General features: G+C 51.6%; 16 protein-coding genes and 1 tRNA gene. 7 read left to right on the top strand and 10 right to left on the bottom strand.

Going from position 1 to position 24,686, the window contains the following annotated elements; all coding sequences use genetic code 11:
- Positions 1–264 precede the first annotated feature (264 nt).
- Entirely contained in the window at positions 265–1,221 is a 957-nt protein-coding gene (gene metF, locus ABDW72_RS05985; RefSeq protein WP_347157552.1) for a methylenetetrahydrofolate reductase [NAD(P)H], read from the top strand.
- A gap of 141 nt (positions 1,222–1,362) precedes the next feature.
- On the opposite strand, the gene ABDW72_RS05980 is transcribed toward metF, so the two are convergent.
- Together ABDW72_RS05980 and hemW are read right to left on the bottom strand one after the other, a co-directional pair.
- On the bottom strand, positions 1,363–2,214 hold the full coding sequence (locus ABDW72_RS05980; RefSeq protein ID WP_347157551.1) for a DUF3575 domain-containing protein: 852 nt from the start codon (positions 2,212–2,214) through the stop codon (positions 1,363–1,365).
- A gap of 211 nt (positions 2,215–2,425) precedes the next feature.
- Positions 2,426–3,565, bottom strand: coding sequence for a radical SAM family heme chaperone HemW (gene hemW / locus ABDW72_RS05975; protein ID WP_347157550.1), 1,140 nt, complete (start codon positions 3,563–3,565; stop codon positions 2,426–2,428).
- Positions 3,566–3,797: 232 nt separating this feature from the next.
- On the opposite strand from hemW, the gene ABDW72_RS05970 reads away from it, so the two are divergent.
- The 3 genes from ABDW72_RS05970 (at position 3,798) to ABDW72_RS05960 (ending at position 7,051) form a co-directional block, all read left to right on the top strand.
- Positions 3,798–5,525: a BamA/TamA family outer membrane protein gene (locus ABDW72_RS05970; RefSeq protein ID WP_347157549.1), complete on the top strand. Its 1,728-nt coding sequence runs from the start codon at positions 3,798–3,800 to the stop codon at positions 5,523–5,525.
- Positions 5,526–5,609: 84 nt separating this feature from the next.
- Positions 5,610–5,682, top strand: a tRNA-Met gene (locus ABDW72_RS05965).
- A gap of 280 nt (positions 5,683–5,962) precedes the next feature.
- Positions 5,963–7,051, top strand: coding sequence for a hypothetical protein (locus ABDW72_RS05960; protein WP_347157548.1), 1,089 nt, complete (start codon positions 5,963–5,965; stop codon positions 7,049–7,051).
- Positions 7,052–7,230: 179 nt separating this feature from the next.
- On the opposite strand, the gene ABDW72_RS05955 is transcribed toward ABDW72_RS05960, so the two are convergent.
- The 6 genes from ABDW72_RS05955 to ABDW72_RS05930 all read right to left on the bottom strand — a co-directional run bounded on the left by ABDW72_RS05955 (position 7,231) and on the right by ABDW72_RS05930 (position 15,730).
- A complete protein-coding gene (locus tag ABDW72_RS05955) occupies positions 7,231–8,469 on the bottom strand; it encodes a hypothetical protein (protein WP_347157547.1) in 1,239 nt (412 codons plus the stop codon).
- 41 nt (positions 8,470–8,510) lie between these two features.
- Entirely contained in the window at positions 8,511–9,809 is a 1,299-nt protein-coding gene (locus ABDW72_RS05950) for a hypothetical protein (RefSeq protein WP_347157546.1), read from the bottom strand.
- Between the two features lie 44 nt (positions 9,810–9,853).
- Complete coding sequence (locus tag ABDW72_RS05945; RefSeq protein ID WP_347157545.1) at positions 9,854–11,119, bottom strand: hypothetical protein; 1,266 nt, start codon at positions 11,117–11,119, stop codon at positions 9,854–9,856.
- Between the two features lie 35 nt (positions 11,120–11,154).
- Entirely contained in the window at positions 11,155–12,036 is an 882-nt protein-coding gene (locus ABDW72_RS05940; RefSeq protein ID WP_347157544.1) for a hypothetical protein, read from the bottom strand.
- Positions 12,037–12,652: 616 nt separating this feature from the next.
- Complete coding sequence (locus ABDW72_RS05935; protein ID WP_347157543.1) at positions 12,653–13,060, bottom strand: hypothetical protein; 408 nt, start codon at positions 13,058–13,060, stop codon at positions 12,653–12,655.
- Positions 13,061–13,468: 408 nt separating this feature from the next.
- A complete protein-coding gene (locus ABDW72_RS05930; protein WP_347157542.1) occupies positions 13,469–15,730 on the bottom strand; it encodes an outer membrane protein assembly factor BamB family protein in 2,262 nt (753 codons plus the stop codon).
- 491 nt (positions 15,731–16,221) lie between these two features.
- On the opposite strand from ABDW72_RS05930, the gene ABDW72_RS05925 reads away from it, so the two are divergent.
- The 3 genes from ABDW72_RS05925 (at position 16,222) to ABDW72_RS05915 (ending at position 22,778) form a co-directional block, all read left to right on the top strand.
- Positions 16,222–18,453, top strand: a complete 2,232-nt coding sequence (locus ABDW72_RS05925; RefSeq protein WP_347157541.1) for an alpha-galactosidase — start codon at positions 16,222–16,224, stop codon at positions 18,451–18,453.
- A 280-nt stretch (positions 18,454–18,733) separates the two neighbouring features.
- Entirely contained in the window at positions 18,734–20,626 is a 1,893-nt protein-coding gene (locus ABDW72_RS05920) for a 3-keto-disaccharide hydrolase (protein ID WP_347157540.1), read from the top strand.
- 25 nt (positions 20,627–20,651) lie between these two features.
- Positions 20,652–22,778 (top strand): plastocyanin/azurin family copper-binding protein, encoded by a 2,127-nt coding sequence (locus ABDW72_RS05915; RefSeq protein ID WP_347157539.1) that lies wholly within the window; start codon positions 20,652–20,654, stop codon positions 22,776–22,778.
- Between the two features lie 126 nt (positions 22,779–22,904).
- Here ABDW72_RS05915 and ABDW72_RS05910 read toward each other — a convergent pair whose 3' ends face one another.
- Together ABDW72_RS05910 and ABDW72_RS05905 are read right to left on the bottom strand one after the other, a co-directional pair.
- A complete protein-coding gene (locus tag ABDW72_RS05910) occupies positions 22,905–23,096 on the bottom strand; it encodes a hypothetical protein (RefSeq protein ID WP_347157538.1) in 192 nt (63 codons plus the stop codon).
- 145 nt (positions 23,097–23,241) lie between these two features.
- Positions 23,242–24,330, bottom strand: a complete 1,089-nt coding sequence (locus ABDW72_RS05905; protein WP_347157537.1) for an ATP-binding protein — start codon at positions 24,328–24,330, stop codon at positions 23,242–23,244.
- Positions 24,331–24,686: the final 356 nt, after the last annotated feature.

Below are 24,686 nucleotides of genomic sequence, written 5' to 3'. Positions count from 1 at the left end.
AGTATAGTTTGTATAACATCAGCTTGACCTCCCTTCTACCAAGGTTCTTTCAGAATGAGAGAAAAGAGAAAACAAGGATGAAAGAAACCGTAGTAAGTAAAGCTCCCCGCCTTAGACAAGCGAGAACGCGAGTTCAAAGTTTGCGAGCGTAGCGCTGAGGGGGACCCGGTAAGAAAGCAGTTTAGCGGAGATTAAACGAGGCAAAGCAAACAATTCAGCCCTCCGGTTATTTAACAATTAGAAAGCATCACCCTAAAACGATAGATGAAAGTAACAGAGCATTTTAAGAACGCCAACGGCAAAACGCTGTTCTCTTTCGAAATACTGCCGCCGCTTAAAGGCGAAAACGTTCAGACACTCTACCAGCACATCGACCCGCTGATGGAGTTTAACCCGCCTTTCATCGATGTAACCTATCACCGCGAGGAGTACATCTACAAGCAGCATGACAATGGCCTGCTGGAGAAGCGCTCTACCCGAAAACGGCCGGGCACTGTAGGCATTTGTGCGGCCCTGCAAAGCCATTACAAAGTAGATACGGTACCCCACCTGATCTGCGGCGGCTTTAACAAAGAAGAAACCGAGAATGCACTTATCGACCTGCACTTCCTGGGCATCGACAATGTGCTGGTGCTGCGCGGCGACTGCGTAAAAAATGAGCCTCGCTTTATACCTGAGGAGGGAGGACACAGCTATGCTACGGAGCTGATCGAGCAGGTAGCGGGTATGAACAACGGGCGCTATTTAGATGATGAGCAGGTGAACACCAACGGAACAAGTTTCTGCATTGGCGTGGCTGGCTACCCCGAAAAGCACTCAGAAGCACCCAACCTGAAGGCGGACCTGCGTTGGCTGAAGCGGAAGATAGAACTTGGGGCTGATTATGTGGTAACGCAGATGTTCTTCGACAACCAGAAGTACTTCGATTTTGTGCGGCTGTGCCGCGAAGAAGGCATTGACGTGCCCATCATACCAGGTTTAAAGCCAATCACTACCAAATCGCAGCTCTCGGTGCTGCCCAGCGTATTCCACATCGATATCCCCTGCGACCTGGCAGATGCGCTGGAAACCTGTGCCGACAACAAAGCTGCCGCACAGGTAGGCGTAGAGTGGGCCGTGAAACAGTCGAAGGAACTGATGGCGTTTGGGGTGCCCTGCCTGCACTATTACTCGATGGGCAAATCCGGCTCCGTACGGAAAGTGGCCGAACAGCTGTTTTAAGAACTTAACGTAAAGCAACGCACTCCTGCTTAAGGAAGTATAGCCGGACAATGGCGGCACAAGTATAGGCTTTATACTTGTGCCGCCACATTATGCACATGCTGGTGCAGCAGTCTGTTGCGGCCTTGCTACAAGTATAGGTCAAAAAGCGATTCCCAGGCAAAAGCCAAGTCCCCGGATACCCAGCAGCATGTCGTCTACCTTTGCCTTTGCTCCTTGGTCCGTAACGGTTGCCTCGATATAATTCTTATCTCCTATTTCTATCCAGGATTCCAACTCGTCCTGCAAAGCGCTCTTTTCCGCTGCCGTCATAGAAGAAAGGTCGGCCGTAGCGGGGGCATCTACCTTTAGCTTGCCGGCGTGTCCTCCTATGATGTACCAGTCGAAGGTGATACGTTTAGCGATCAGCCATTGAGCGCCCAGCATCACCCCGCCGGCGTAGCCTGTTGCGGTGCCTTTAAACGGCAGCAGGTACGTTTTTCCGCTGGTCGTGTAATCATAGGCATAATCAAAGTCGATGTTGGTGTAGCGGCCATACAGCGACAAGTAGAGGCCGCGAGCGCCGGGATGTCTGCCACCGTAAAATCTGAACTCGCCTGTATAGGTATTGTTGGAGGTAGTAATTTTAGAGAGGTCGTCGGTGATATCGGGTTCGTCCAAAGCGTTGCTCACCTTTTCCGTCAGCCTCAGCGAGCCCAGGTTGGTTTCAGGCATAAAGCGGTATCCGGCCACAAACGTAATTTTGCGGGTGAGGGAGCGCTCATAACTCAGGCTATAGTTATGGAAGGCAAGTGATGAAAGGTTGATTTTGAGGATGTTCTTCCGGAACACTTCGTCCTCGCTTGCTGCTGCCGTTGTAGCATGCGTGTATGCCGTTGCGCTGGACGTGAACGCCTGGTTGCTGGTATAAAGGCCAGTAGCAGTGTTGCCATTGACCTGGGCAAAAGCGCAGGAAGCTGCCATCGCCAGTAAAATCGTAAAGAAAGCTTTCATGTGCAGGAGCGTTATGGTAAAGTATAGATTCCATAAAAGAAGGGCGTCCTGATTTAGAAGGTGCTATAGGCTATAGCAACATGCAACGGCAGGAATTGCATGTAAAGGCATAAATGGGTATATACTAAGTTTATTTAGTACGATCAAAAGATAAGATAAGTTCTAAAGCCTAGTAGCTGATTACTTGACAAGTATACTGGCGCTAACTGGTTTATACTTCCTGCTCCTCTACCAGCAGGTCCAGCGTGATCTGGTCGGCCAGCAGTTTGCCTTTATCAGTGAGGTATAGCACATTTCCCTTTATAATTGCCAGCTTTTTGTGCTGCAGGTCCTGCAGGTAAGCAGCATGAAGCGTTTGTATATCATACCCATACTCCTCCTGCATTTTATACAGGTCGCAGCCCCAGGTGGTACGGAGGGTGGTGAGCAGGTAGTCGTTGGCCTGGTCAGCAGCGGAGAGTTCTTCCAGTTCAAACGGCACGGTGTCCTGTGCAATTGCATCTACATACTTCTTGTTATGCGCTACATTGTACTGGCGGGAGTGGCCGTTAAAGGAGTGCGCGCTGGGGCCTACACCCAGGTAGTGCACGCCGCGCCAGTAGTTGCTGTTGTGTTTTGATTCATAGCCGGGCTGGCAGAAATTGGAGATCTCGTACTGCACAAAGCCCTGCTGCCGCATCTGCGCCAGCAGCATCTCAAATTGTTCGGCCGTATACTCATCCTCGGCGGGCTTGAACTTTCCTTTTTTGCTCCAGCGGCCTAGCGCCGTGTCGGGCTCTATGGTGAGGGCGTAGCAGGAAACATGCTGCACGCCAAGCGAAAACAGCGTCTGCATATCCTGTTGCCAGGTAGTATGGTCCGGAGACGGGATGCCATAGATCAAATCAACCGTAATGTTGTCGAAACCGGCAGCTTGCGCATCTTGCACGCTGTTTATACTTTCTGCGGCAGTATGGGCGCGGTTCATCAGGCGCAGGTGCGGCTCATGGAACGATTGCAAGCCAATGCTCAGGCGGTTGATGCCGGCTGCGCGGAGCTCCTGCAACTTGGCCGGCGTCAGGTCATCGGGGTTGGCCTCCAGCGTAATTTCCACCTCCTCCGAAACTATAAACAGCTCCCGGATTGTTTGCAGCAGCAGTTGAAGTTCCTGCTTGTTGAGTAAAGAAGGCGTGCCGCCGCCAAAGTATATGGTCTGCACCAGCTGCCCCTGTAGGTAATCTTGCCGCAATGCCAGTTCCCGGGCAATAGCCTGCACCGTCTGCTCCTTTAGCCCCATAGACGTGCTGAAGTGGAAGTCGCAGTAATGACACGCTTGCTTGCAAAAAGGAATGTGGAGGTAGATGCCGGCCAATGGTAGGAGCTAAAAGGTGAAGGTGCTGATGAGATAATGTTTATATTTCCGTATTTGTTCAATGGCAGTAAGTTTTACCTTTACAAGGTGGGCCAACACTAAAGGGCACAGGCCATACATACCAGCTCCTGCTTTAATCCTGATAGTTCAACCCGCGAACGCAGTACCATCTTCAACACAAATGTATAAAATCATTGCCTTAATTTGGTGTTTGCTTTTGTGCCTACCTGCTGTGGCACAACTGCAGGGCAAAGCAGCGCCTGAGCACTTGCCGCCAACACAGCGGAAGGTGGCGCTACGGTTTTATACTTCTGCCGCAGATAAACAAACGCTCCGTAAGTATACTTACACAGGGCTACTTCCAGATTCGGTAGCTGCGCGGCAGGAAGTGCAGTCGCTAATTTATGAGTTGCAGCAGGATGCCTACCTGCTGGCTTCGGCCGACAGTTTATACTTGCGCGGCGATACGCTCCACGTGAAACTCTATGTGGGGCAGCCATTTGCCTGGGCACAGCTGCGCAATGGCAACCTGAGCGAGGGGGTGCTGGTAGAGTCAGGATTCCGGGAAAAGTTTTACCATAACACGCCTTTTAAGCCTGCCGAATACGTGAAGCTGCAGCAGCGCATCCTGGACTATGCCGAGCGCAGCGGTTATCCTTTCGCCTCTGTCTGGCTTGATTCGATCCATATCAAAGATAATGAGATTGAGGCGGCGTTGATGGTAGAGAAGGCCTTTGTAGTTACTTATGATTCGTTGCAGGTGATGGGCGGGAGCAAAACGCAACCTAAGTTTCTGATGCGCTACCTGCAGTTATACCCGGGCCAGCCTTACAACCAGCAGCAGGTTGAGGCGTCGCAACGGATGCTCACCGCTTTGCCCTACATCAAGGTAACGCGGCCGCCGCAGGTGCGCTTCGCCCGCAACAAAGCGCGCGTCTACTATTTCCTGGAAGACCGGCAGGCAAATCAGCTGGACGGCATCGTCGGTTTTCTCCCCGACCCTACCCGCAGCGATAATAAACTATTGATCACTGGCGAGGCCAACCTGAACATCCGCAACATCTCAGGTACTGGCAAAAGCCTGGGGCTGCAATGGCGGCGCGTCAACAAAGGCTCGGTTATCCTGAATGGCGAATACCTGCACCCTAACCTGTTTGGGACGCCCTTTGAACTGGGCGCGAAATTTAATCTGCTCAAGCAGGACTCGTCATATATCACGGTGCAGCCGCGCCTGCAACTAGGCTATTATACTTTAAAGTATGGCAAATTTAGTGTGTTCAGCGAATGGCGTAATTCGCGTATCTTGTCGGCCGCCAACCGGCAGCAGTTGCAGCGCCTGGACCTGGCCGATGCCCGCACCACCACCTATGGACTGAACTACCTCTGGAACAACCTTGACGACTTTTACTTTCCGCGGCGCGGCCGGCTGGTGGAAGTGCAGCTGACAGCGGGTAGCAAACAATTGCTGCGAAACGCCGACTTGGAGAAAAGCTTCTACGATACCCTGGACCTGAAAACAAGCCAGCTAAGTATAAGCGCCCAATTAGAGAACTTCCTGCGGCTTGGCAAAAACAGCGCATTGCTCACGCGGCTACATGGCGAGGCCCTGCTCAACGACCAGATCTTCCTGAACGACATGTACCGGCTAGGTGGCCTCTCCTCCCTCCGCGGCTTCGACGATTACTTTTTCTTTGCGTCCTCCTACGCTGTGGGTACGCTGGAGTACCGCCTCTTCACCGCTGCAGACTCGTACGTGCAGTTGTTCTATGATCAGGGCTATTACCGCAGCGACCTGGAAACATCACGAACCAGTGGCTTTCCGTTAGGCGTCGGTGGGGGCATCAGCTTTAGCACCGGGGCTGGCATTTTCCAACTAGTTTATGCCTTGGGCAAATCGGCGCAACAGCCACTATCGTTTAAATATTCGAAGATACATTTCGGCATAACCAGCAAATTTTAAAAAAGACTAACTTTTTTGCAGAAAATAGGTAAGTATAGCTTGCATGGTAAAAACATTCGTTATACTTTTGCATCACAATAACAGTGCGGGGTGGAGCAGTTGGTAGCTCGTTGGGCTCATAACCCAAAGGTCACAGGTTCGAGTCCTGTCCCCGCTACCTCAGATGAAAACAAAGGCTTGTAGGTTTTACCTGCAGGCCTTTGTTGCTTTTGGGCCACTCCTGTCTTCGCCTGTTATCTTATTTTCGACTGCTGCTGGTGTGCCTGATGCGCTTATAGGGGATATTTAAATAGTAAAAAATTGCTAAAGGTGTTTAAACAAATGTTGTAGATAGTTTTCCTTCCATGTATCTTTTGTAGATAGAAAACAGATGCCTTATACAAAGAGGCCTGTCACTTGACTGATGGAATGGTTGTAACATAGTAACCTCTGCTAACATGAAAAAAGTTTTACTATCTGCCGCCCTTATTTTACTCTTCTACAGCCAGTCCTTTGCACAGGGGTGCGTGGCCATCCGGAGCAACGGCATGATGTCGTGTACGTTGGAACATCCTGCCGACGAGGCGGCGGCAAAAGGGTGGCAACTGAACGTGGCCGGCCGGTACTTTAAGTCATTCCGGCACTTTAGGGGCGATGAGGAGCAAAAGGAGCGCCTCGAGAAGCATACCGAGGTTATCAACTGGCAGTATAGCCTGGACCTGACCCTGCTGCGCCAGTTCGATAGCAGATGGTCAGTGGGGGTGGGGCTGCCGCTGCTGGCCAACAAGCGGTCTTCACTGTATGAGCACGGGCGGCAGGAGCGGCATAGCAGCAATTCGGCCGGTATTGGCGACATGCGGATCGTGGGCTATAGATGGCTGCTGAACCCGCTGCAGACCAAAGGAAACGTGCAACTCGGGGTGGGGGTGAAGCTGCCAACCGGAAACTACCGGTTTGAAGACACCTTCTACAACGTCGGTCCGGATGGAGGCACCGAGCAGCGGCCCGTAGACCAGTCGATACAGCTTGGGGACGGCGGCATAGGCGCTGTAACAGAACTAAACGCTTTTTATACTTTGGGCCAATTCCTCAGCGCCTATGGCAACGTGTATTACCTGTTTAACCCCCGCGGCCAAAACGGCACCCGCACCTACCGCGAAACGCTCTCCCCGATGCTGGCCAACGAAGCCATCATGAGCGTGCCGGACCAGTACATGGTGCGACTTGGTGTGAGCCATAACTTTACAGGGCATTTAAAAGGATTAGTAGCCTCAGTAGGCGGACGAATGGAAGGCGTGCCTGTGGAGGATGTCTTTGGGAGCAGCAGTGGCTTCCGCCGTCCGGGTTATGTGCAGTCGCTGGAGCCGGGGGTAAGCTACTTTGTAAGCAAGGTGAATGTATTTGCCACAGTACCCATGGCCCTAAAGCGAAACCGCCTCCAAAGCGTGACAGACAAGGAAAACAGCCTTGCCACCGGTAAAGACGTGCATGGCGACGCGGCTTTTTCGGATTATGCGGTAAACATAGGCTGCGCCATTAAATTTTAACCATGCCAGGAGGTATTCCTTGCTACCCATTGTATGGTTCGAGGCGGATACAGTGCATCAACCTGCCTCACGCTCCTGCCTGAACTGGACGCAGAGGTCACATTCGTGCAAGCCCATTTTTGCCGCACCTCTACAGGTAGCAGTCTCTTGGCTCTCCCCGGCAAGGTTCAGGTATGGGTTTATACGTTGGGCAATTTCGCTAAGGCAAGCTTAACAGCGCTGTTGTAAATTGCTGGCGTTACAAGTTGTTGGCTCCAAAATCCCAACTGGTTCATCTTGCTCGTGGTTCCATCCGGAAATTTCGTAAATTCATATCTTATGTCGGAGTTCTTATCAGAAAACCCTTGCGGCTCCTGCGCATTGAGCGGATAGAATACCACGCGTCTGGTTACCCGGAAGGTTTCCAGGTTTAAGCCTGCCGGAGCGCGCCGCAGTTGGGAGAGCATTTGCTCGCTGAACGGAACGTTCTCCAACTTTAGGGAGATAACCCGGAGGTCTTTGTTAAACACGATTCGTAAAACAGCTTTGCTGAATTGCTGAATCCATTTCTCGCATACCTGCTTAAACAGTTCGTACTGATTGTAGCCGGAAAGTTTTTTCGTCCTTTGATAATTCTGCTCGAAAACTTTCCGGATAAGCTTGTCCTTACTGATCATCGGCACCAGCAATTCGGCCAGTTCTCTATAGTTGGAATTGAGTGTGATTTTCAGGTTAGAAAAAAACTCCTTTTCATCTACAATGTAGTTGATCAGGTCGTTCTTGCTTTTTAAAGCCGCATACTGCTCCTGTCTTTCCTTATAGCTATTGATGAGGTTGGCTAAGCTCATGCTCCCTTTCGTTATTTTAAGCAAGGTGCCCACCACCGGAATGTCGCCGGCGAAATCAGCCGCTACGTCAATCACTTCTTTCGCCACCTCAAACGCGAACTTCGGCGATATGCCCTGCAGCTCCTTCAGGTCGGCCTCGGTAGCCTTTTCCGTGATGAATTTAAAGTCGTCCAGGGCCACGATGTAAGCATCGATCCACGACTGCAGGTGCCGCTGGATATCCTCAAAGAGCTCTTTGCTGCCCAGCTTTGTCACGTCGGTCTGGCGGCCGTACAGGTACTGTAACAAGGGCCGTACAATCACTCTTCTGATCGTCAGCCATTCCTTGATCAGCTTTTTCTCGTGCCTTTTCAGCCTTCGGTCCTGCAGTTTATTCCTTTCGGGATGCCGGACGTAGAAGTAGGCATCCGTCAGAAAGTTCTCTCGCTTTTCATGAGACAGGATCAGCCCAATGAACTGAGCAGAAAACGGGACAATTGTTTTTTTGAAAAATGCAGTAGCCTTGCCCGCAAACGACAACTCCTGATCTGGCTGTGTCGTTTCCGAAGCATTCAAGGCGGTAGTTTCTCTCAGTAGCAGCTCTCTTTCCATACCGACATACGTTTACAAATTGCCTGATGCGTTACAGCCTGTCAATGGGCGATTGCGCCCACTGGTTCCTCCACCGATTTGTAGGCATTGTTGTAGCCTTCCACCAGCCCCTCCACGTCGTTCAGCCACACGTCCAGCACAGAGCCCACGGCCACGGGTTGTATGAGCGTGGTGTTCAGCAGCTGGATGTCCGTCAGCAGCCGGTAGCCGTAAGACGCGCAGTTGTCGTAAATAGTAAAGCGGTTGGCGTTGGTAGAAGTAACTGATTTTTTCAGCACAAGAATGTCGTAGGCCGCAGGAATAAACTCTTCTGGTTTCTCGTATTGGGTGGGAATGCCGATCTCGTTCCGGATTAGCTGGATGAGGCAGATCGTAATATATACCGTCGCGATGCCGGTGTAAGTATTGATCATGTTGCGGCCATACTCCATCGCTTCAAAGTGCTGGTTCATTTCGATGATGGTATCGCGGATAGATGTTTGCGTGGCCACCGACGAGCGGCCGTTGTTGCCGGCGCTCTGGATGGCCACCGCCAGCTGCTTGGCCTTGTAAAACTCCAGCATATAGCCAATCAGCTTATTAAAAGACTTCATAAAGCCCTCGTTCTTCTCCGTCACAATGTTCATGTTGTTCTCGATCGTGACGCCCAACACCCGCTGGTAGGAGCAGATCCGGTCGCGCAGGTTGGAGGACAGGCCCTGCCGGTACAGGAGACAGACGCCTTCCATCAGGCTGCTGTATTTGTTCACAAAAACATCGTTGGTGCCATTCCAGCCTATCTTCGACGAAATGGGGTACTTGCCGGTATAGTTGTAGTCGTCCATGAGCGCGCCCAGTATCTTAAAGATGCCCATCCGCTCATAATAGTATAGCCAGATGAGCGTGCCGACGGTGAGGGATTTGAGGTCGAGCTTAAAGAAGTCGGCCGGCAGGTTGCTGCTTGCCTGGTCCGGCGGGTTCTGCAGCCGGATGTAGTGGAACATGGGCCGCTGCAGATAACCGGCCCCCTCAAAACCGAGGTTCACCTGACAGGCGTTTAGGGTGGGCTGTCCGCCATTTTCGCCGTCAGAGGCACGTTCGATCACGGCCGGCACGCACTCCCTGCTAAGGGCCAGGCAAAAGTTTTTGTTATAGTAGTTTGGTATCGCTACGCCATGGTCCCCGTTGATGTAGTCGCTGTCTAAGCTGACGACGCTGGCCAACAGGTTGTTGTACTGAAGCTCCAGCGGCAGCGGCAGGTGGTACCATTTAAAGTGGTTGATGTCGGCCTTTTTTTCAAAGTCCGGGTCTCCTGCCGCAATGGTCGCATCGCCATTCACGAAAATTTGGTTTGATGCCATGGTAATGGGGTTTAACGGTTGGGTCTTTCTTTTCTTAGCCACTTTTATACTTTGTATTGTTTCAGGCCTGTCAGCCACCTATCCATCAGCTCATCAATTTCAGCCTGCCGGATTGTTCTCTCTTCACGCATCAGCCGAAACACCGCCAACTGAAATCCGATAGACTGTTTTTTGAACGCGGGGGAGTTCACGGCTTCTACAGAAGCCATCTTCTTCAGGAGGGCGGGTGCTAGCGTATCCAGTTCAAAGAGCGCCGTTAAGGGTTTATGGTTGAGCTTTTTGAACGTTGTCTGCAGCAGCGCATTGGCAATGACCGGGATAAGCGCCCGTGCCTCTTGTATCACTTTCCGGGTGGTGTCGTCCAGCTTGTCGAGCGGGTAAAGGGCGATCCATTCTTTTTCCCAATCGCTCCAATCGCCATTGCCCCACAGCCTGCGGCAGCACGCGATCGAGATCAGGAAGCGCAGGTATGACGGCGGGTGCGGCTGTATGGTGGAGATACTGAACATCTGGGGGTAAGGCAGAATGAGCACATCGCGGATGCTGCAGGTTTGAGCCATACCCGCCAGGCAAAAGGCCCAAAAGTCGGGCACCACCTCCTTCGACCAGTTGGCGTACAGTTTGCAGAGCAGGGGCGAGCCGCCCGCTTTTTTGGCAGACAGGTAAAACACCTGCTGCCACAGCGCCACCATGTTCAGCTTTACCAGCGCCTGATGGCCTACCTCATGGAAGATAGAGATCAGGTTATACTTCTCGCTGATGCGGCTGTAAGGAATGGCGATGAACGGGATCGGGTTGGGGGTGTGCCGGATGATGGGTACGCTTTCCCGAAGGGTGGAAGCGCCAAAGCCACGCTCGCAGTATACCAGCGGGTTGGCGGTAATGTCTGCCACATCTCCGCGGTGCAGGGCATAGGCCGCAATCATATCGCAGCCTTGCAGTTTCGGACCTATCTCGTTGCTCAGGCGCTGAGTCAGTATATCCATGTACGTGTCATAAAACTCGTAGGCGGTAGTGAGCTCCACCTCCAGCTCTCCCAGGTAATTGATCAGGAGTTGGCGAACCTGAATGTTGTTTCTTTCTGAATAGTACTTGTCAGCGTAGATCCGCAGCTTTTGCCTGATCCTGTTCGAAACCGAACTCAGCTGCGACTCCAGTACTTCCCACTGCGCAGCAGAAATGTCCTGCCGGGGCTGTAGCGACAGCATTTTTCGTAAGTTGGTGAGTAGGCGGGCGCGCGTCCGTAGCGAATCGATCTTTAATAAGATGGAAGAATTCTGCTTGTCTGCCGCTGTAAGAATGGCTTCCACGTTCGTGTTGTTAACAAAGCTGAAAAGGCTCCTGTTTATACTCGTTTATAAGTGATGGTGACGATTTTATACATGCCGTTCTTCATGTCCTCCACCTTTCTGTTCACTTTTCGATACCGGTGCCTGCTGGAGCCAAGCCGCACGGTGCGTTGGGCTTTCTTAAAGGAGTTTCTGGCAATATCGTTCAGCTGGGCCTTGGCGCCCGCTATGTTTGTGGGGAAGTTTGTTCGGCTGATCTCATCGGCAAAGTTCGTGTAGGCTTCTCTGGCAAGGGCCACTGTGTCGCGGGCCGCCTGTCTTGCCGCATCGTCGGTCTCTCTGTTCGACATTAGGGCGCCCAGGGCCACGCCGGCCCCCGGTATTACCGCGTTCAGCGCCTGCGGGCCAAACTTCATCACCAGCGTTTTCAGCAGCCCCCGCGGGTCCCGGGTTATCTGCCGGATGGCGTTTGTCAGCGTGCCACCACCGGGTATGGCCCTAAGGGCCAACTTGGCTACAGGCGCCAGCTTTCGTCCCCAGCGCTTCAGGCTATTCCAGAAATAGTCCCGCTGCACCTCGTGCATCACCTGGTTGAAGTCGTTTTCAAACTCATACTCGTTTTCGTAGCTGTGCGAAAAGATCTCGTACAGGCGGCGCTCAAAGTTTCCTTCCGTGGTGTTTTCAAACTCCTGCTCCGACCCAAAGGCGGGCTCGCCATCAGCCTCAAACTCCGACAGGTAGTCTGCCTCGGTCTCCGGCCCAAAGCCGTCTCCATACTCCTCGTCGTTTCCCAGTGCGTCCTCCAGTTCATAGCTGTCGCCATTCTCTCCTAACTCCTCGTCGCCTAACTCAAATTCATCGGAGGCTGTTATTGCCTCGTCCTCAAATTCAAACTCCCGTTCAAACTCGCTCGTGTCGCTGTTTAGGAAATCCTGCATAGTTTTATAGGTTAAAAGCTTAAGAATAGTGCTGTAACAGCAGTTCTCCGCCTTACTGTTGATCAAAATGTATACATGAAGTGTCTTCGCCAGGAGCGGTAGCAAGGGTGCTGCTAAGGATGGATCAACGGGGAAGTGTTGGTCCAAAGCTGGAATGAAAGGTAAAGAGAAAGGTATAAGCGGTAAAGAAGCGGTATAGGCAGTAAATCAACGGTATACTTTGGCTTAGATAAAAAGAGAAACGTATGACGTAACGATGAAGTAAGCCTGGCACGCATTCGGGCCAAGGCAAAGCTGCAACAGGGAAGGAGGAAATTAAATGGGCTCAGGTGCTAGCCCTTGTCTTGTTTGGTTGGAACAGCAGTATTGATATGGTATTATACTTCTTTTGAATTGTTTTGTTTTATAATTAATGTATAAAATACCTTACCCTCAACAGTTAGAATAAAGCGGCAGTACAGGAAGATAAATTTAACATCCTGCGGGAGTTCCTGAACATAAATTCGTCTGCAAGTATAAACCTTGCCTTTCAACGGCAAAGTTTATGTCTTCACAAGAAAATTGAAGTCGTTTCAGGTCATCTCTGCTTTCACAGAAACCCTCCAGGTACTCTGGTTTAAAAAGTAGATTCTATCCATACCTTGCGGGCAACGCCCACGCCCACGAAGTTGCCTTGGCCCCCACCTCTCATCAGAATGGCTACGTTTTGGCCCTGTTGTAACTCGCTTAAACTCATAGACTGCCCGTCAGCGCCAACGATCTGAGTGGTAGGTTCCACAAGCACATACGCCCGCTCATAGCGGGATTCTGATGAAGGGAAGCCATTAACCTCCAGCATGACCTGGCCTTTGTCATACCGGCTCGTGACAATACTGCCTCTTATGTCTACCCGCTGGGGCGCCAGGCGTCTGTTGTCTTCTATGTTCGTACCAACTGGTGCATTGCTGGTTTGGCAGCCGGAAATCCCCAGAATTATTAAGAGGCAAAAGGCTGTCAGGAAATGCTGTATATGCTTCGTTATCATCTGCCTGTACTTTAAGGTGTCTTTTTATAACGAAGACAGATCAATGTGAGATGTGCGTATTGGCTTAATTTTAAAACGCCTGAATCATAAAGCATAGCGGCGCCTGCTGCGCTATTTACTTGTTTTAGACGCAGTTACTGGCTAATTGATAGATTTTTATTTGCAGGAAGCTTTATAGATAAAACTATTTATTAAATATATACAAGAAAATCAAAATGGCTGATGTACATTTGCGCGGCTAAAAGTTGAGAAGTTTCCTTTAGAAACTAATCGGACCAGGAAAGGCCCCTCTGACCAGGGGTCTTTTTTGCGTTTATACCTTTTCTATTAGCCTGATAGAGAGCGGCAGAAGTGCTGCAGGATGGCTCGCGCCTACGGGTACAGAAGTATAGGGCATCGGCAACTCCCCTATTGCGGCTCATGCGTAGTGGCGGGCAGGGCAAAAGCAACATACGTATCGCCGGACGGGCTACCGAGTTTGCCGCCGCCACAGGCAATGACCACATACTGGCGGCCGGCAAAGGTATAAGTAGCCGGCGTAGCATAGCCGGGTACGGGTAAACTGGCTTGCCATACTTCTTTGCCAGTTTTTTTATCGAAAGCCCGGATCTTAGCATCTTTTGTCGCGGCAATAAATACCAGCCCGCCTTTTGTTACCAGCGGACCGCCATAGTTCTCGGTGCCGGTGGGTGGAATGCCTCTTTTCGTTAACTCCAGGTACTCTCCCAGCGGCACTTTCCATAGTAGTTTGCCGCTATTCAGGTCTACTGCGTTAAGAGTGCCCCAAGGCGGTTTTATACCCGGGTAACCGTCTTTGTCTAAGAATTTATTGTAGCCGGTCATCGTATAAGGAACATCATCCTGGAGCTTTCTGACTTTTGGGGTATTGCCAGCAGTAGCCGGTTCCTTTGCATTGCTCGCTTCAGAACCGCCGGGTTTCTTGCTGGCCAGTGTTGTTTTTTCTTCGGGCGTATGCAGCAGAAAGGCCAGCAAAGCATCTTTCTCGTCTGCCGGTATTTGCTTGAACGACGGCATCATGTTGCGGCCATTTGCTATAATGTTACGCACCTGCGCGCTCGTATACTTGTTCCCGATGTTTACCAGCGAAGGGTAAGAAGAGCCATTGCCTTTCAGGTCCGGGCCGTGGCAGGCGATGCAGTAGCTGTTGTACACCACCTTGCCTGCACTCTGCAAGGTAGGCTCAGCTGTATTTTCTTTTGGCACGTCAATCATAGTTAAGGCCCAGGGTACTTCGCTGCTGTTCACATACAGGATGTTCGATTCCAGGTCCACAGCGGCGCCACCCCATTCGCCGCCGCCGTCAAAGCCCGGGAAGATCCAGCCTCCGGCTTTACTTGGCGGCGCAAACATGGTCCGGTACTTTATCTTTTTATACTTTGCCAGCATGTCGCGGTGGGTTTCAGGGGAGATATCCGTTACATCTTCGGGGCCGAACTTCTGGCGTGCAAACGGCTCGGGCAGTGTCGGAATAGGTTGGGTTGGCCAGGTCTTTTCTCCGGCTAAGTCGGAGGTTGGTACCGGCACTTCCTTTATCGGGAAAATAGGCTTGCCGTTGGTGCGGTCCAGCAAAAACACATACCCGTGTTTGGTGATCTGCGCAATAGCATCTATTTTCCTGCCGTCATGCTCTATAGTTAGCAGGTTCGGGTTAGCGGGCAGGTCACGGTCCCACAAGTCATGGTGCACCACCTGGTAATGCCAGATATAGCGCCCGGTGGCAGCATCTAAAGCCACAATGGAGTTGGCAAACAGGTTCTGCCCTTTTCTTACACCGCCATAAAAGTCGGGCGATGCGGAGCCTGTGGGAATGTATACAATGCCCCTTTTTTCATCCAAGGCCATACCTGCCCAGTTGTTGGCAGCGCCAATCCGTTGCCAGGCTTGCGGGTCTTCCCAGGTGTTGTAGCCCCGCTCACCCGGATGCGGAATAGTATGGAAGATCCACCGGCGCTCACCGGTGCGTACATCAAACGCCCGGACATGGCCCGGCAGCGCATCGGGACCTTCGGACAGGCGCATGCCCCAGATAAGCAGGTCTTTGTAAATAATGCCTGGCGTAGTGCCGGCCACGTAAGCATTCTCGGTATTTTCCTGGTCTAAGTTCTGCCGCAGGTCAATAAACCCGTGCTGCCCGAAAGTGGGTATACTTTTCCCGGTTTGAGCATTGATGGCATATAAGCGGTTGCCTACACTATAGAAAATGCGTTTATCAGTGCCAGCCTCATTTTGCCAGTACGTGACGCCCCGGTTCACATTAAAGGCCGCAAACGCATCTTTTTCCTGGCTGGCCTGTGCAAAAGGGTTAAACAGCCACTTCTGCTGCCCGGTGGCTGCATCTAGCGCAAATAGCTTGAGCTGCGGTGACGTACCATACAAGATGCCATCCAGCATAATGGGGTTGCATTGCAGCTGTGAGTGGTTCTCCGGATCTTTATCGTTGGTGCTATACGTCCAGGCCACCTGCAACTGTGGCACATTTTGAGGCGTGATCTGCTCGTTGGAAGAGTAGCGGTTCCCGTCTTTTGCTCCGGCATACGTGCTCCAGTCGCTATACTTCTCCAGGTTTGGTTCCTTCGAAGCGGTATTGCCCGAGCATGCTCCAACCAGCAGGCCAGTAAGCAGCCACAAGATCCATTTTGATTCCTTCATTAATCCCTCGTTTTGCTCCGGCGCAGCAGCTACGGCCGGTCGTATTCTGAATACTAAGGATAAAATATAGCTAAAAGATCACAGGAAACAAACAGGAACCAGCAGTGCCACCGGGTGTCTCCAACAAGAGACTAAGAACGGAGCCATACTTATGCTGCGAGACAAAGGCAATGAATAGAATTGCTGAATTGAAAGGGCCACGCGTGCAGCAGCAAGCATGTGAAGCGGGGTTTGCCGCATGCACTCTTCTAGAAAGTATACTCCTGATAATAAATAGCGCAGGAAAAGCTGCGGTTTTGTATCTTTAAAAGGAAATGCCGGAATACTGCAGTTGGGGTAATATGCTTCTGCAAGTATAAAGTGCCTTGTTTTGCTAAACGCTCATACAGAGGCTGCGCTACAACATACAGAATCGCTTTCCTTGAGAGCGGTTTGCACCAAAGCTTTAGAGCCACCTTTAAGACAACTATAAAACTATACAGCTTTCATACATGATAAAAAGGAAACTCCGTTTTGCATCCCGTCGGCAACCGGTTCGGGAGGTAAAACTCGTACTGCTGGCACTGTTTACCCTGTTGTGCGCCAATGTAGTTGCTCAAACGAAAATCACGATTCCCATAGAATCTAAAAGCAATGCGCTGGTGCTGCAGGTGGGGGAAGACAAGCGGGTAGGCATCATTTATTTCGGCACAAAGCTGAAAAGCGAGGCGGAGTATCAGCTTATTCCGGGCATGTATAAACGGGGAGACGATTATTCCGGGGTGCTGAATGCGGCTTATACTTCGGCCGGTTCCCGCAACCTGGTAGAGCCCGCCATTCAGGTAACGCATGGTGATGGCAACAACTCGCTGGCCCTGCACTATATCAGCCACAAGGTGCAGCAGGAAAGTGATGACGTTTCGATAACCAGCATTTTGCTGAAAGACCCGGTATACAACTTTGAAGTGACGCTATACTATAAAGTATACCGCGATGAGAACGTGGTGGAGCAGTGGTCAGTTATCCGGAATAACGAGAAAGACAATGTTATTTTGCACAAGTATGCGTCGGCCAATCTATACATGTCGGCCGACGATTACTGGCTGGGCCATTACCACGGCGACTGGGCCAGAGAGATGCAGCCCGAAGAAGATCGCCTGACAGCCGGTATCAAAGTGCTTGATTCTAAGCTGGGTACCCGCGCCAACCTGTACCAGCCGCCTACCTTTATGGTTTCGTTTGATAAGCCTGCTACCGAGGAAGAGGGTAAGGTGTTGTATGGCTCGCTGGAGTGGACCGGCAATTTTAAGTTCGACCTGGAAGTGGATCCGCTTCACAACCTGCGGGTAATTGCCGGCATCAACCCATATGCGTCTGACTATACTTTGGCGCCTGCGCAGGAGTTTAAAACGCCCGCCTTCGTGTATACTTTTTCAAATAAAGGAAAGGGCGAAGCCAGCCGCAACATGCACACCTGGGCCCGCAAGTATAAGATACTGAATGGCACCGGCTCGCGCCTGACGCTGCTCAACAACTGGGAAGCCACTTTTTTTGATTTTAACGAGCCCAAACTGACAGCGCTGATCAAAGATGCCAGCAAGCTGGGCGTCGATATGTTTTTGCTGGACGATGGCTGGTTTGCCAACAAATACCCCCGCAACAGCGATAAGGCCGGCCTGGGCGATTGGCAGGAGAACGTGAAAAAGCTGCCGCATGGCATCGGCTACCTGGTAAAACAGGCGGAGAAAAATGGCGTGAAGTTCGGCATCTGGGTAGAGCCCGAAATGGTGAACCCCAAGAGCGAGCTGTATGAGCAACATCCCGGCTGGGTTATCCGGCAGCCCAACCGCCCCGAGCACCTGTACCGCAACCAACTGGTGCTGGACCTGAGCAACCCGGCCGTGCAGGACCATGTGTTTGGCGTGCTGGACAAAATCATGACTGAGAACCCGGGCGTCGCTTTCTTTAAATGGGATTGTAACGCCGTAATCTATAATGCTAATTCTGCTTACCTTTCCAATCAGTCGCACCTGTACGTGGAGTATGTGCGGGGCTTTTACAAAGTGCTGGAGCGGTTCCGGGCCAAGTACCCCAACCTGCCCATGATGCTCTGCTCCGGCGGCGGCGGCCGGGTAGACTATGGCGCCCTGCAATATTTTACCGAGTTCTGGCTGAGCGACAATACCGACCCGCTGGAGCGGATATTCATTCAGTGGGAATATTCTTACTTCTTCCCCGCCATCGCCCACGACAACCACGTGACGGATTGGGGCAAGCAGCCGCTTAAGTTCCGGACAGATGTGGCCATGATGGGTAAAATGGGATTTGATATTGTGGTGAGCAAACTGGGCAAAGAGGATCTGAAGTTCGCACAGGATGCTGTCGCCACGTATGAGTCGTTCCAGGATGTGGTATGGCACGGCGACCTGTACCGGCTCGTAAACCCGCAGCAGAACGATTTTGCATCGCTGATGTATGTGGATGCGGCCAAAAGCAAAGCCATCATGTTCAATTACCTGGTCAGCAACCGCTTTGGTGACGGCAGCCGCTCGCCAGTGAAGCTGAACGGCTTAGACCCTGCGAAGCAGTACCACGTGAAAGAACTGAACCTCTACCCGGGCACTACATCGCCGATAACTGGAACGGCTGCATACTCCGGAAATTACCTGATGACAATTGGCTTTAACCCGCAGGTAAGTGCCTGGCGCACCAGCGTGATCTTAGAGATTACAGAAGCAAAGTAGCGGGAGTATTTTCCCACTCCTTTGCTTCTGTGTAAAGCCAAACTGCCGCAGACCAGCTTGTGCCGGAAAGAACGTGTAAATGCCGTAGTATAGCAGGCGCTTAAAATCTTCTGAAAGCGCTGTTCTTTAAGGTATAAATGTTATCTTAACAGCTCTTGAAGAAGGTTTTCTGCCGATTTAGTAGCGGCTTGCCTGTACTTACCCTGAGCAGGCAAGCCGCTACTAACGAGCAAGGGAAGCCTTTGCCAACCCCTTTACGCTTAGAAATAAAAGTTATACTATGCAACGCTACACGTTTCCTTTCCTTTTGTGCCTGTTCCTTTTTGCTTTCAAGGTCTCAGCACAGAAAAAAGAACTGCCTTATACAAGCATCTCTCTCCAGAACCTGAATGTCTTTAAACCAGCAGGCAGCAACTGGAAAATTGTGGGCGATGTGTTCTACGACCTCAGGAAAGCAGGCGAAGGGAAAACAAAGCCGGGCACAGGAGTACTGGTAAACGAGCCCTCCGCAAAAAGCCAGGAGAACCTCTTTACCACCATGGAACATGGCGACATTGAGCTGGACCTGGATTTTATGCTGGATAAAGGCGCTAACTCGGGTATCTTCCTGCAAGGGCGCTACGAAGTGCAGCTCCTCGACAGCTGGGGTGTGCAGAATCCGACATCAGCAGATGGTGGCGCTATTGCCGCACGCTGGGACGATACCAAACCGGAAGGTCAGAAAAGTTACGAAGGCCATGCCCCGGCACAAAACGTGAGCAAAGCCCCGGGCTTGTGGCAGCACCTGAATATTGTATTCCGGGCTCCACGCTTTAACGCGAAAGGGGAAAAGGTTGCCGATGCCCGGTTCGTAAAAGTAATGCAGAATGGCGTTACGATCCAGGAAAATATAGGCGTAACCGGGCCGACACGCGGGGCAGCCTTTCAGGATGAAAAGCCCTTGGGTCCGCTGATGCTGGAAGGAAGCCACGCGCCCGTTGCTTTCCGCAACATCAGGTATAAAGCCTTTGGAACAGAGCCCGTCACCTTAACTGATATGACGTTGCGCTCCTACGAAGGAAAGTTTAACAAGGTATCCGAATTTGATGCTCTTGCGCCTGCCACCGAAATGAAAGTTGATGTACTGGAGCACCTCGCCCCGGGAGATAAGAACAACTTTGCAGGCAAAATAGCGGGCACGCTGCATGTGCCCCGCACAGGCGACTACCTGTTTAACCTGGCGCTCAAATGGATTCCGCTGGATACGAAGCCTGATAGCCCGAATGGCGGCGGAGAACTTGCGATCGGCGATCAGCAGGTGTTCCGCTTCGATGGGAAAACCGTAGGCAGTGGCGCGGCTATGGTGCACCTGGAAGCAGGCGATCACCCGCTGGTGCTCTCCTACTATAAGACCTACAGCCACTGGTACGCGCCAAGCAATGATATCACCCTGTCAGTGGAGGGGCCGGGCGTGCCTTTCACGCTGCTGAATGCGCCACTTCGTGCAGCCGATCCAGTCGGGGCGATCAAAGTGCTGGCAGAGAATGGCCCCGTCATGCAGCGGAGCTTTATCGAGCACCAGGGCGACAAGAAGACGCATGTTATTTCGGTGGGAGAACCTGGCAATGCCAACTATACCCTCGACCTGCGCACAGGAGACTTTCTGCAAATATGGCGGGGCAACTTTCTGGAAACAACGCCGATGTGGCATGAGCGCGGCGAAAGCCAGCTGGCTGTTCCGCTGGGCAGTGTGATTGAATTTCCCGGAAAGCCTTCGCTCACATTCTTGTCAGATAAAAATGCCGCCTGGCCCGACTCTAATGCCAGCTACAATTATGTGGGCTATGATGTCGATAAAGCCGGCCGGCCTACCTTTAAGTATACCATCGGGGGCGCCAGCGTACGCGAAGCCCTTGCCCCGGAAGAAGGCGGCAAAAAGCTGGTCCATACTTTTATAGTGATGCCGGGGCAGGAAAAAGGCGCAATCTGGTGCCGGGTAGCCGAAGGAGATGAGATCACCGCCTTACCTAACGGCCTGTATGCCATCAACGACAAGCAATACCTGATCGAACTGCCAAAGAAAGCAAAACCTGTCATCCGGCGCACTGCCCGGCATACGCAGGAGTTGCTGCTGCCTGTCAATGCAAAAGGGAAAGACGAAGCGGCAGTGGTAACATATTCTATTGTTTGGTAAGCGCAAAAGAGAGCAGAACATCCTCATGAAAACGAGTAACAGCATATATCCTATAGCGAAGGCCGCACTTCTTGTTGCCGGCCTGTTGATCGGAAGCAGTTCGCCGGTATGGGCGCAGGCTAAAACACCCAGCACAGGGAGCAAGCAGCCTGCCCCTCCGCCAAAAGGGTTGGAGAAGGTGGAAGCAACGCCGGAGAAAGAAGATGATTACTACAAGCTTATTTCGTTGCCCATACCTGAGGGAGTTGTGCTGGAAGTAGGCGGCATGGCTACGTTGCCCGACGGCAGCCTGGCTATCTGCACCCGCCGGGGCGAAGTATGGATCGTTTCTAATCCGAACATTTCCGGCAACGAGCAGCCAACGTATAAGCGCTTTGCTTACGGGCTGCACGAGCCCTTGGGGCTTGCCTACAAAGATGGCGACATCTACGTAACACAGCGTAGCGAAGTAACGCGCCTGCACGATGCAGATGGCGACGGACAAGCTGACACTTACGATAAAATATACTCCTGGCCTTTATCGGGCAATTACCACGAGTACTCATACGGGCCTTTGTTTTTGCCTAACGGCAACATGCTGGTAACCCTGAACCTGGGCTGGAGCAATAGTTTAGGCCATGGCGTAAGCCTGGCACCCTGGCGGGGCTGGATGCTGGAGATTACGCCGGATGGAAAAATGACGCCGGTCGCTGCCGGCATGCGTTCACCTTCGGGCTTTGGTATGAATGCGGCCGGGGATGTTTTCTACACCGAAAACCAGGGCGACTGGGTAGGATCGGGCCGTATTACGCACGTAGAAAAAGGCGATTTTGTAGGAAATGCAGAAGGGCTGCGCTGGTCTGGTTTGCCGGGCTCTCCTGTTGCGTTGAAGCCGCAAGACGTGCCGAATACAGGCGAACCGCTCTACGAGGTAACCAAGCGGGTGTCTGCCTTAAAAGCGCCGGCTGTGTGGCTGCCGCACGGCATACTTGGCATTTCTACCACGGGTATACTGCTGAATGATACAAAGGGGAAGTTTGGCCCGTTTGAAAACCAACTCTTTGTCGGAGACCAGGGGCAAAGCAAGGTAACGCGCGTGGACTTTGAAAAAGTGAAAGGCGAATACCAGGGCGTCGTGTTTCCGTTCCGCGAAGGCTTTTCATCGGGTATTCTGCGCCTGGTGTGGGGCAGCGACGGCTCCATGTTCAGTGGTATGACGAGCCGCGGATGGTCTTCCACTGGGAAAGACCTCTACGGCCTGCAGCGCTTGGTATGGACAGGCAGAATGCCTTTCGAAATGAAAACAGTGCATGCCATGCCTGATGGATTTGAAATAACGTTTACCAAACCCGTCGATCGTAAACTGGCCGCCGATCCTGCCTCGTACAAAATAACAGGCTTCAACTATAAGTATCATGCTACCTATGGCAGCCCCGTTATCAACAGCGAAAGTTGCCCGGTACGCGGCGTGGTGGTATCAGAGGATGGTTTAAAAGCCCGGCTGGTGGTTGATGGCCTGCGACAAGGCTACATCCATGAGATCAATACAGAAGGCGTACGGGGAGAAGACGGAAAGCTGTTGCTGCACGATGTCGCTTACTATACACTCAACAACATTCCGGACGGAGAAAAGCTGGCTATTGCCAAGGCACCACCGGCCCACAACCATGCTGCTATGGCAATGGCTGCGGCCAAGCCTGCCGCTAAACCACCTAAAGCCAAAGCTGTTGTTGCCAAGAAAGCAGCTGCCAACTCAACCGCCAAGCGCGTGACAGAACAACCCGCCTCCTGGACAAAAGGGGCCGATTTCACCATCAACATGAGTACCAAGCCGGGGCTTAAGTTTGAGCCGAACCAGTTTCAGGTAAAGGCCGGCAGCACGGTAAAAGTAGTGTTCCGCAACAACGACGACATGCTGCATAACTTCGTAGTCGTGATGCCGGGAACGGCCATAGAGGTGGGAGAACTGGCGATGAAACTTGGGCTGGAAGGCCAGGAGAAGAACTATATTCCTCAAACAGATAAATTGCTATACCATACCAACCTGCTGCAGCCAAACACCTCGGAAGCGATCTACTTTACTGCTCCCGAAAAGCCCGGTACTTATACCTATGAGTGTTCGGTGCCCGGCCACTTTTATACGATGCAGGGCCTGATGAAAGTAGTTAAGTAAGCAACAGAGAGCGCTAACCGAAGAAACAACTGAAGCGCAGCAGCACCGGGCTCCGCCTCAAAGTTGCTTGTACAAAGACAGCGTGTAGCAAGAGGTGCAGGAGGGCTAAAAATGCGCAGTTTCAGTTCAGAATCGTTTAGAGTGATTCGGATTGGATTGCAGGTTTGCCTCTTCAAATTCGACTAAAAGCTTTGTTAGTAGCTTTAATTCTTTGGCTGCTGCTGAGCCTGGCGCTGCATTTTGTAGCTGCTCTAAGCGGGAAGCGATAAAATCGTAGCGCTCCTGTGTTGTGATAGACGTGTACTCCTCCTTCTTCATCAGACTAAGAACTGGTAACACTTTGTCTACGAAGAAACGGGTATGTTTTTTATACTTAATTTATACTTGGTTTATACTTAATTTAACTTTTCCTAAGCACCAAGTTGCTGCTGTCGGGCTAACAGTTGGGAGAAGCCAGCCACAGTTATACTTTCGGAAGCTCAATATAGAAGGTAGTGCCTACGTTTACCTCGCTTTCAAACCAGATGCTCCCTTTGTGCCATTCTACAATAGTTTTGATAATGGACATGCCAAGCCCCGTAGTTGTTTCCCCGTTTAGGCCCGGCCTGCGGGCATTCGTAAACTTATCGAACAGGGTGGCATAGAACTTCTTCGGTATTCCCACGCCGTTGTCTTCTACCTTTATCAGCACGGTTTCCTTTTTATCTTCCAGGCTTACGGTAATGATGCCGCCTTCGGGAGTAAATTTGATGGCGTTTGAAATAAGGTTATTGACCGCCTGCATCAGCTTCACATCATCAAACTTCATGTAGATCTCTTTCCGGGAAGGAAGGAAATAGAACGTCTTGGCGATCTTTCTTCCCGATAGCTGATACTGCTCCATGATCTCGGCAAACCTGGCGACAATGTTTGCTCTCCGTTTGATCAGGTCCACCCCTGTTGTCTCCAGAAATTCATGGTTGGTAAAATCCTGGATCAGCGAAACACCATGTGCGCTGGTCCTCCCGATCAGTTCAATAAACTCATCAAGTTCGTGGCTGCCGTAAGGCTTTGCTTGCTGGGCCAACGCTCCGGACAGGCTCTGGATCATGGCCAACGGGCCGGCTAAGTCGTGCGCCAGAATGTGCAGCACAGAATCTTTTTTATTTGCAAATTTCTTCAGGTAGTCGTTGTATTCCTTAGAGGCTGTAATATCTTCCGTATACCCTATAATACGCTTTTCGCCGGGTGCTTTGCCCAACAGAAAGTGCGTCAGGCATACCCACCGTTCGCCCTGGTCAGGCAAGGTTATGCGAAACTCTATTTCGTAGCTATCTTCCCCATCCAGTAGCTTCTGATAGGTTTCTATTACGTACTGCCGGTCTTCCGCATGGATCATCTTGAGTAAAGATGAGGCGTTGACAGTGCCTCCTTCAGTCATCTTGAGTGCCTGCTTAAAAGCGGTATTCAGAAAGGTGAACTGATTGGAGCTGACTTCATAAATGAAGATAGCTTGTTTAATATGATTGGCTAAAAACGTGAGGCTGGTAGCCTCGGTGCTGGTGTGGTGCATGGTGCTGGGTATAAAGGAGGGGCTCACCTCAATTGAGGCGCTGCTTTATTAGAAGCGCTGCTATACTAAAGGTAAAGAATTAAAAGCGGATTAAGTTCATCTTTGCTGTTTCTTACGTTCCGGCACATTTCCGGGTGAGCTGGCAGGCCCCGATCTGCGCGCAGCCGGCTCTCTGTTCAGCTGCCTACAGGCAGCTGGTGGCAAGCAACTTCTGACGCAATACAGCGCCGCCGCCTGCTAAAGCGGACAAATATTTACGGGTACAGGCGCCGGGCTATTATACAACCTTCTCTTTACATCCGTACCTTTGGAGGCGGAAGCACGCACGCCAGTAATTGTACCCGCTGCCAAGCTAC

The organism is Pontibacter chitinilyticus, assembly GCF_039748935.1.
Classification (GTDB): domain Bacteria; phylum Bacteroidota; class Bacteroidia; order Cytophagales; family Hymenobacteraceae; genus Pontibacter; species Pontibacter chitinilyticus.
The sequence above is the reverse complement of the archived record's forward strand: the minus strand, read 5'-3'. Positions and strand labels throughout refer to the sequence as shown.

Bases quoted from the DNA above. Each gene is read 5' to 3' on its own strand.
- metF (WP_347157552.1), top strand. From the start codon at position 265: ATGAAAGTAACAGAGCATTTTAAGAACGCCAACGGCAAAACGCTGTTC.
- ABDW72_RS05980 (WP_347157551.1), bottom strand. From the start codon at position 2,214: ATGAAAGCTTTCTTTACGATTTTACTGGCGATGGCAGCTTCCTGCGCT.
- ABDW72_RS05960 (WP_347157548.1), top strand. From the start codon at position 5,963: ATGAAAAAAGTTTTACTATCTGCCGCCCTTATTTTACTCTTCTACAGC.
- ABDW72_RS05955 (WP_347157547.1), bottom strand. From the start codon at position 8,469: ATGGAAAGAGAGCTGCTACTGAGAGAAACTACCGCCTTGAATGCTTCG.
- ABDW72_RS05950 (WP_347157546.1), bottom strand. From the start codon at position 9,809: ATGGCATCAAACCAAATTTTCGTGAATGGCGATGCGACCATTGCGGCA.
- ABDW72_RS05940 (WP_347157544.1), bottom strand. From the start codon at position 12,036: ATGCAGGATTTCCTAAACAGCGACACGAGCGAGTTTGAACGGGAGTTT.
- ABDW72_RS05935 (WP_347157543.1), bottom strand. From the start codon at position 13,060: ATGATAACGAAGCATATACAGCATTTCCTGACAGCCTTTTGCCTCTTA.
- ABDW72_RS05930 (WP_347157542.1), bottom strand. From the start codon at position 15,730: ATGAAGGAATCAAAATGGATCTTGTGGCTGCTTACTGGCCTGCTGGTT.
- ABDW72_RS05925 (WP_347157541.1), top strand. From the start codon at position 16,222: ATGATAAAAAGGAAACTCCGTTTTGCATCCCGTCGGCAACCGGTTCGG.
- ABDW72_RS05920 (WP_347157540.1), top strand. From the start codon at position 18,734: ATGCAACGCTACACGTTTCCTTTCCTTTTGTGCCTGTTCCTTTTTGCT.
- ABDW72_RS05915 (WP_347157539.1), top strand. From the start codon at position 20,652: ATGAAAACGAGTAACAGCATATATCCTATAGCGAAGGCCGCACTTCTT.
- ABDW72_RS05910 (WP_347157538.1), bottom strand. From the start codon at position 23,096: ATGAAGAAGGAGGAGTACACGTCTATCACAACACAGGAGCGCTACGAT.
- ABDW72_RS05905 (WP_347157537.1), bottom strand. From the start codon at position 24,330: ATGCACCACACCAGCACCGAGGCTACCAGCCTCACGTTTTTAGCCAAT.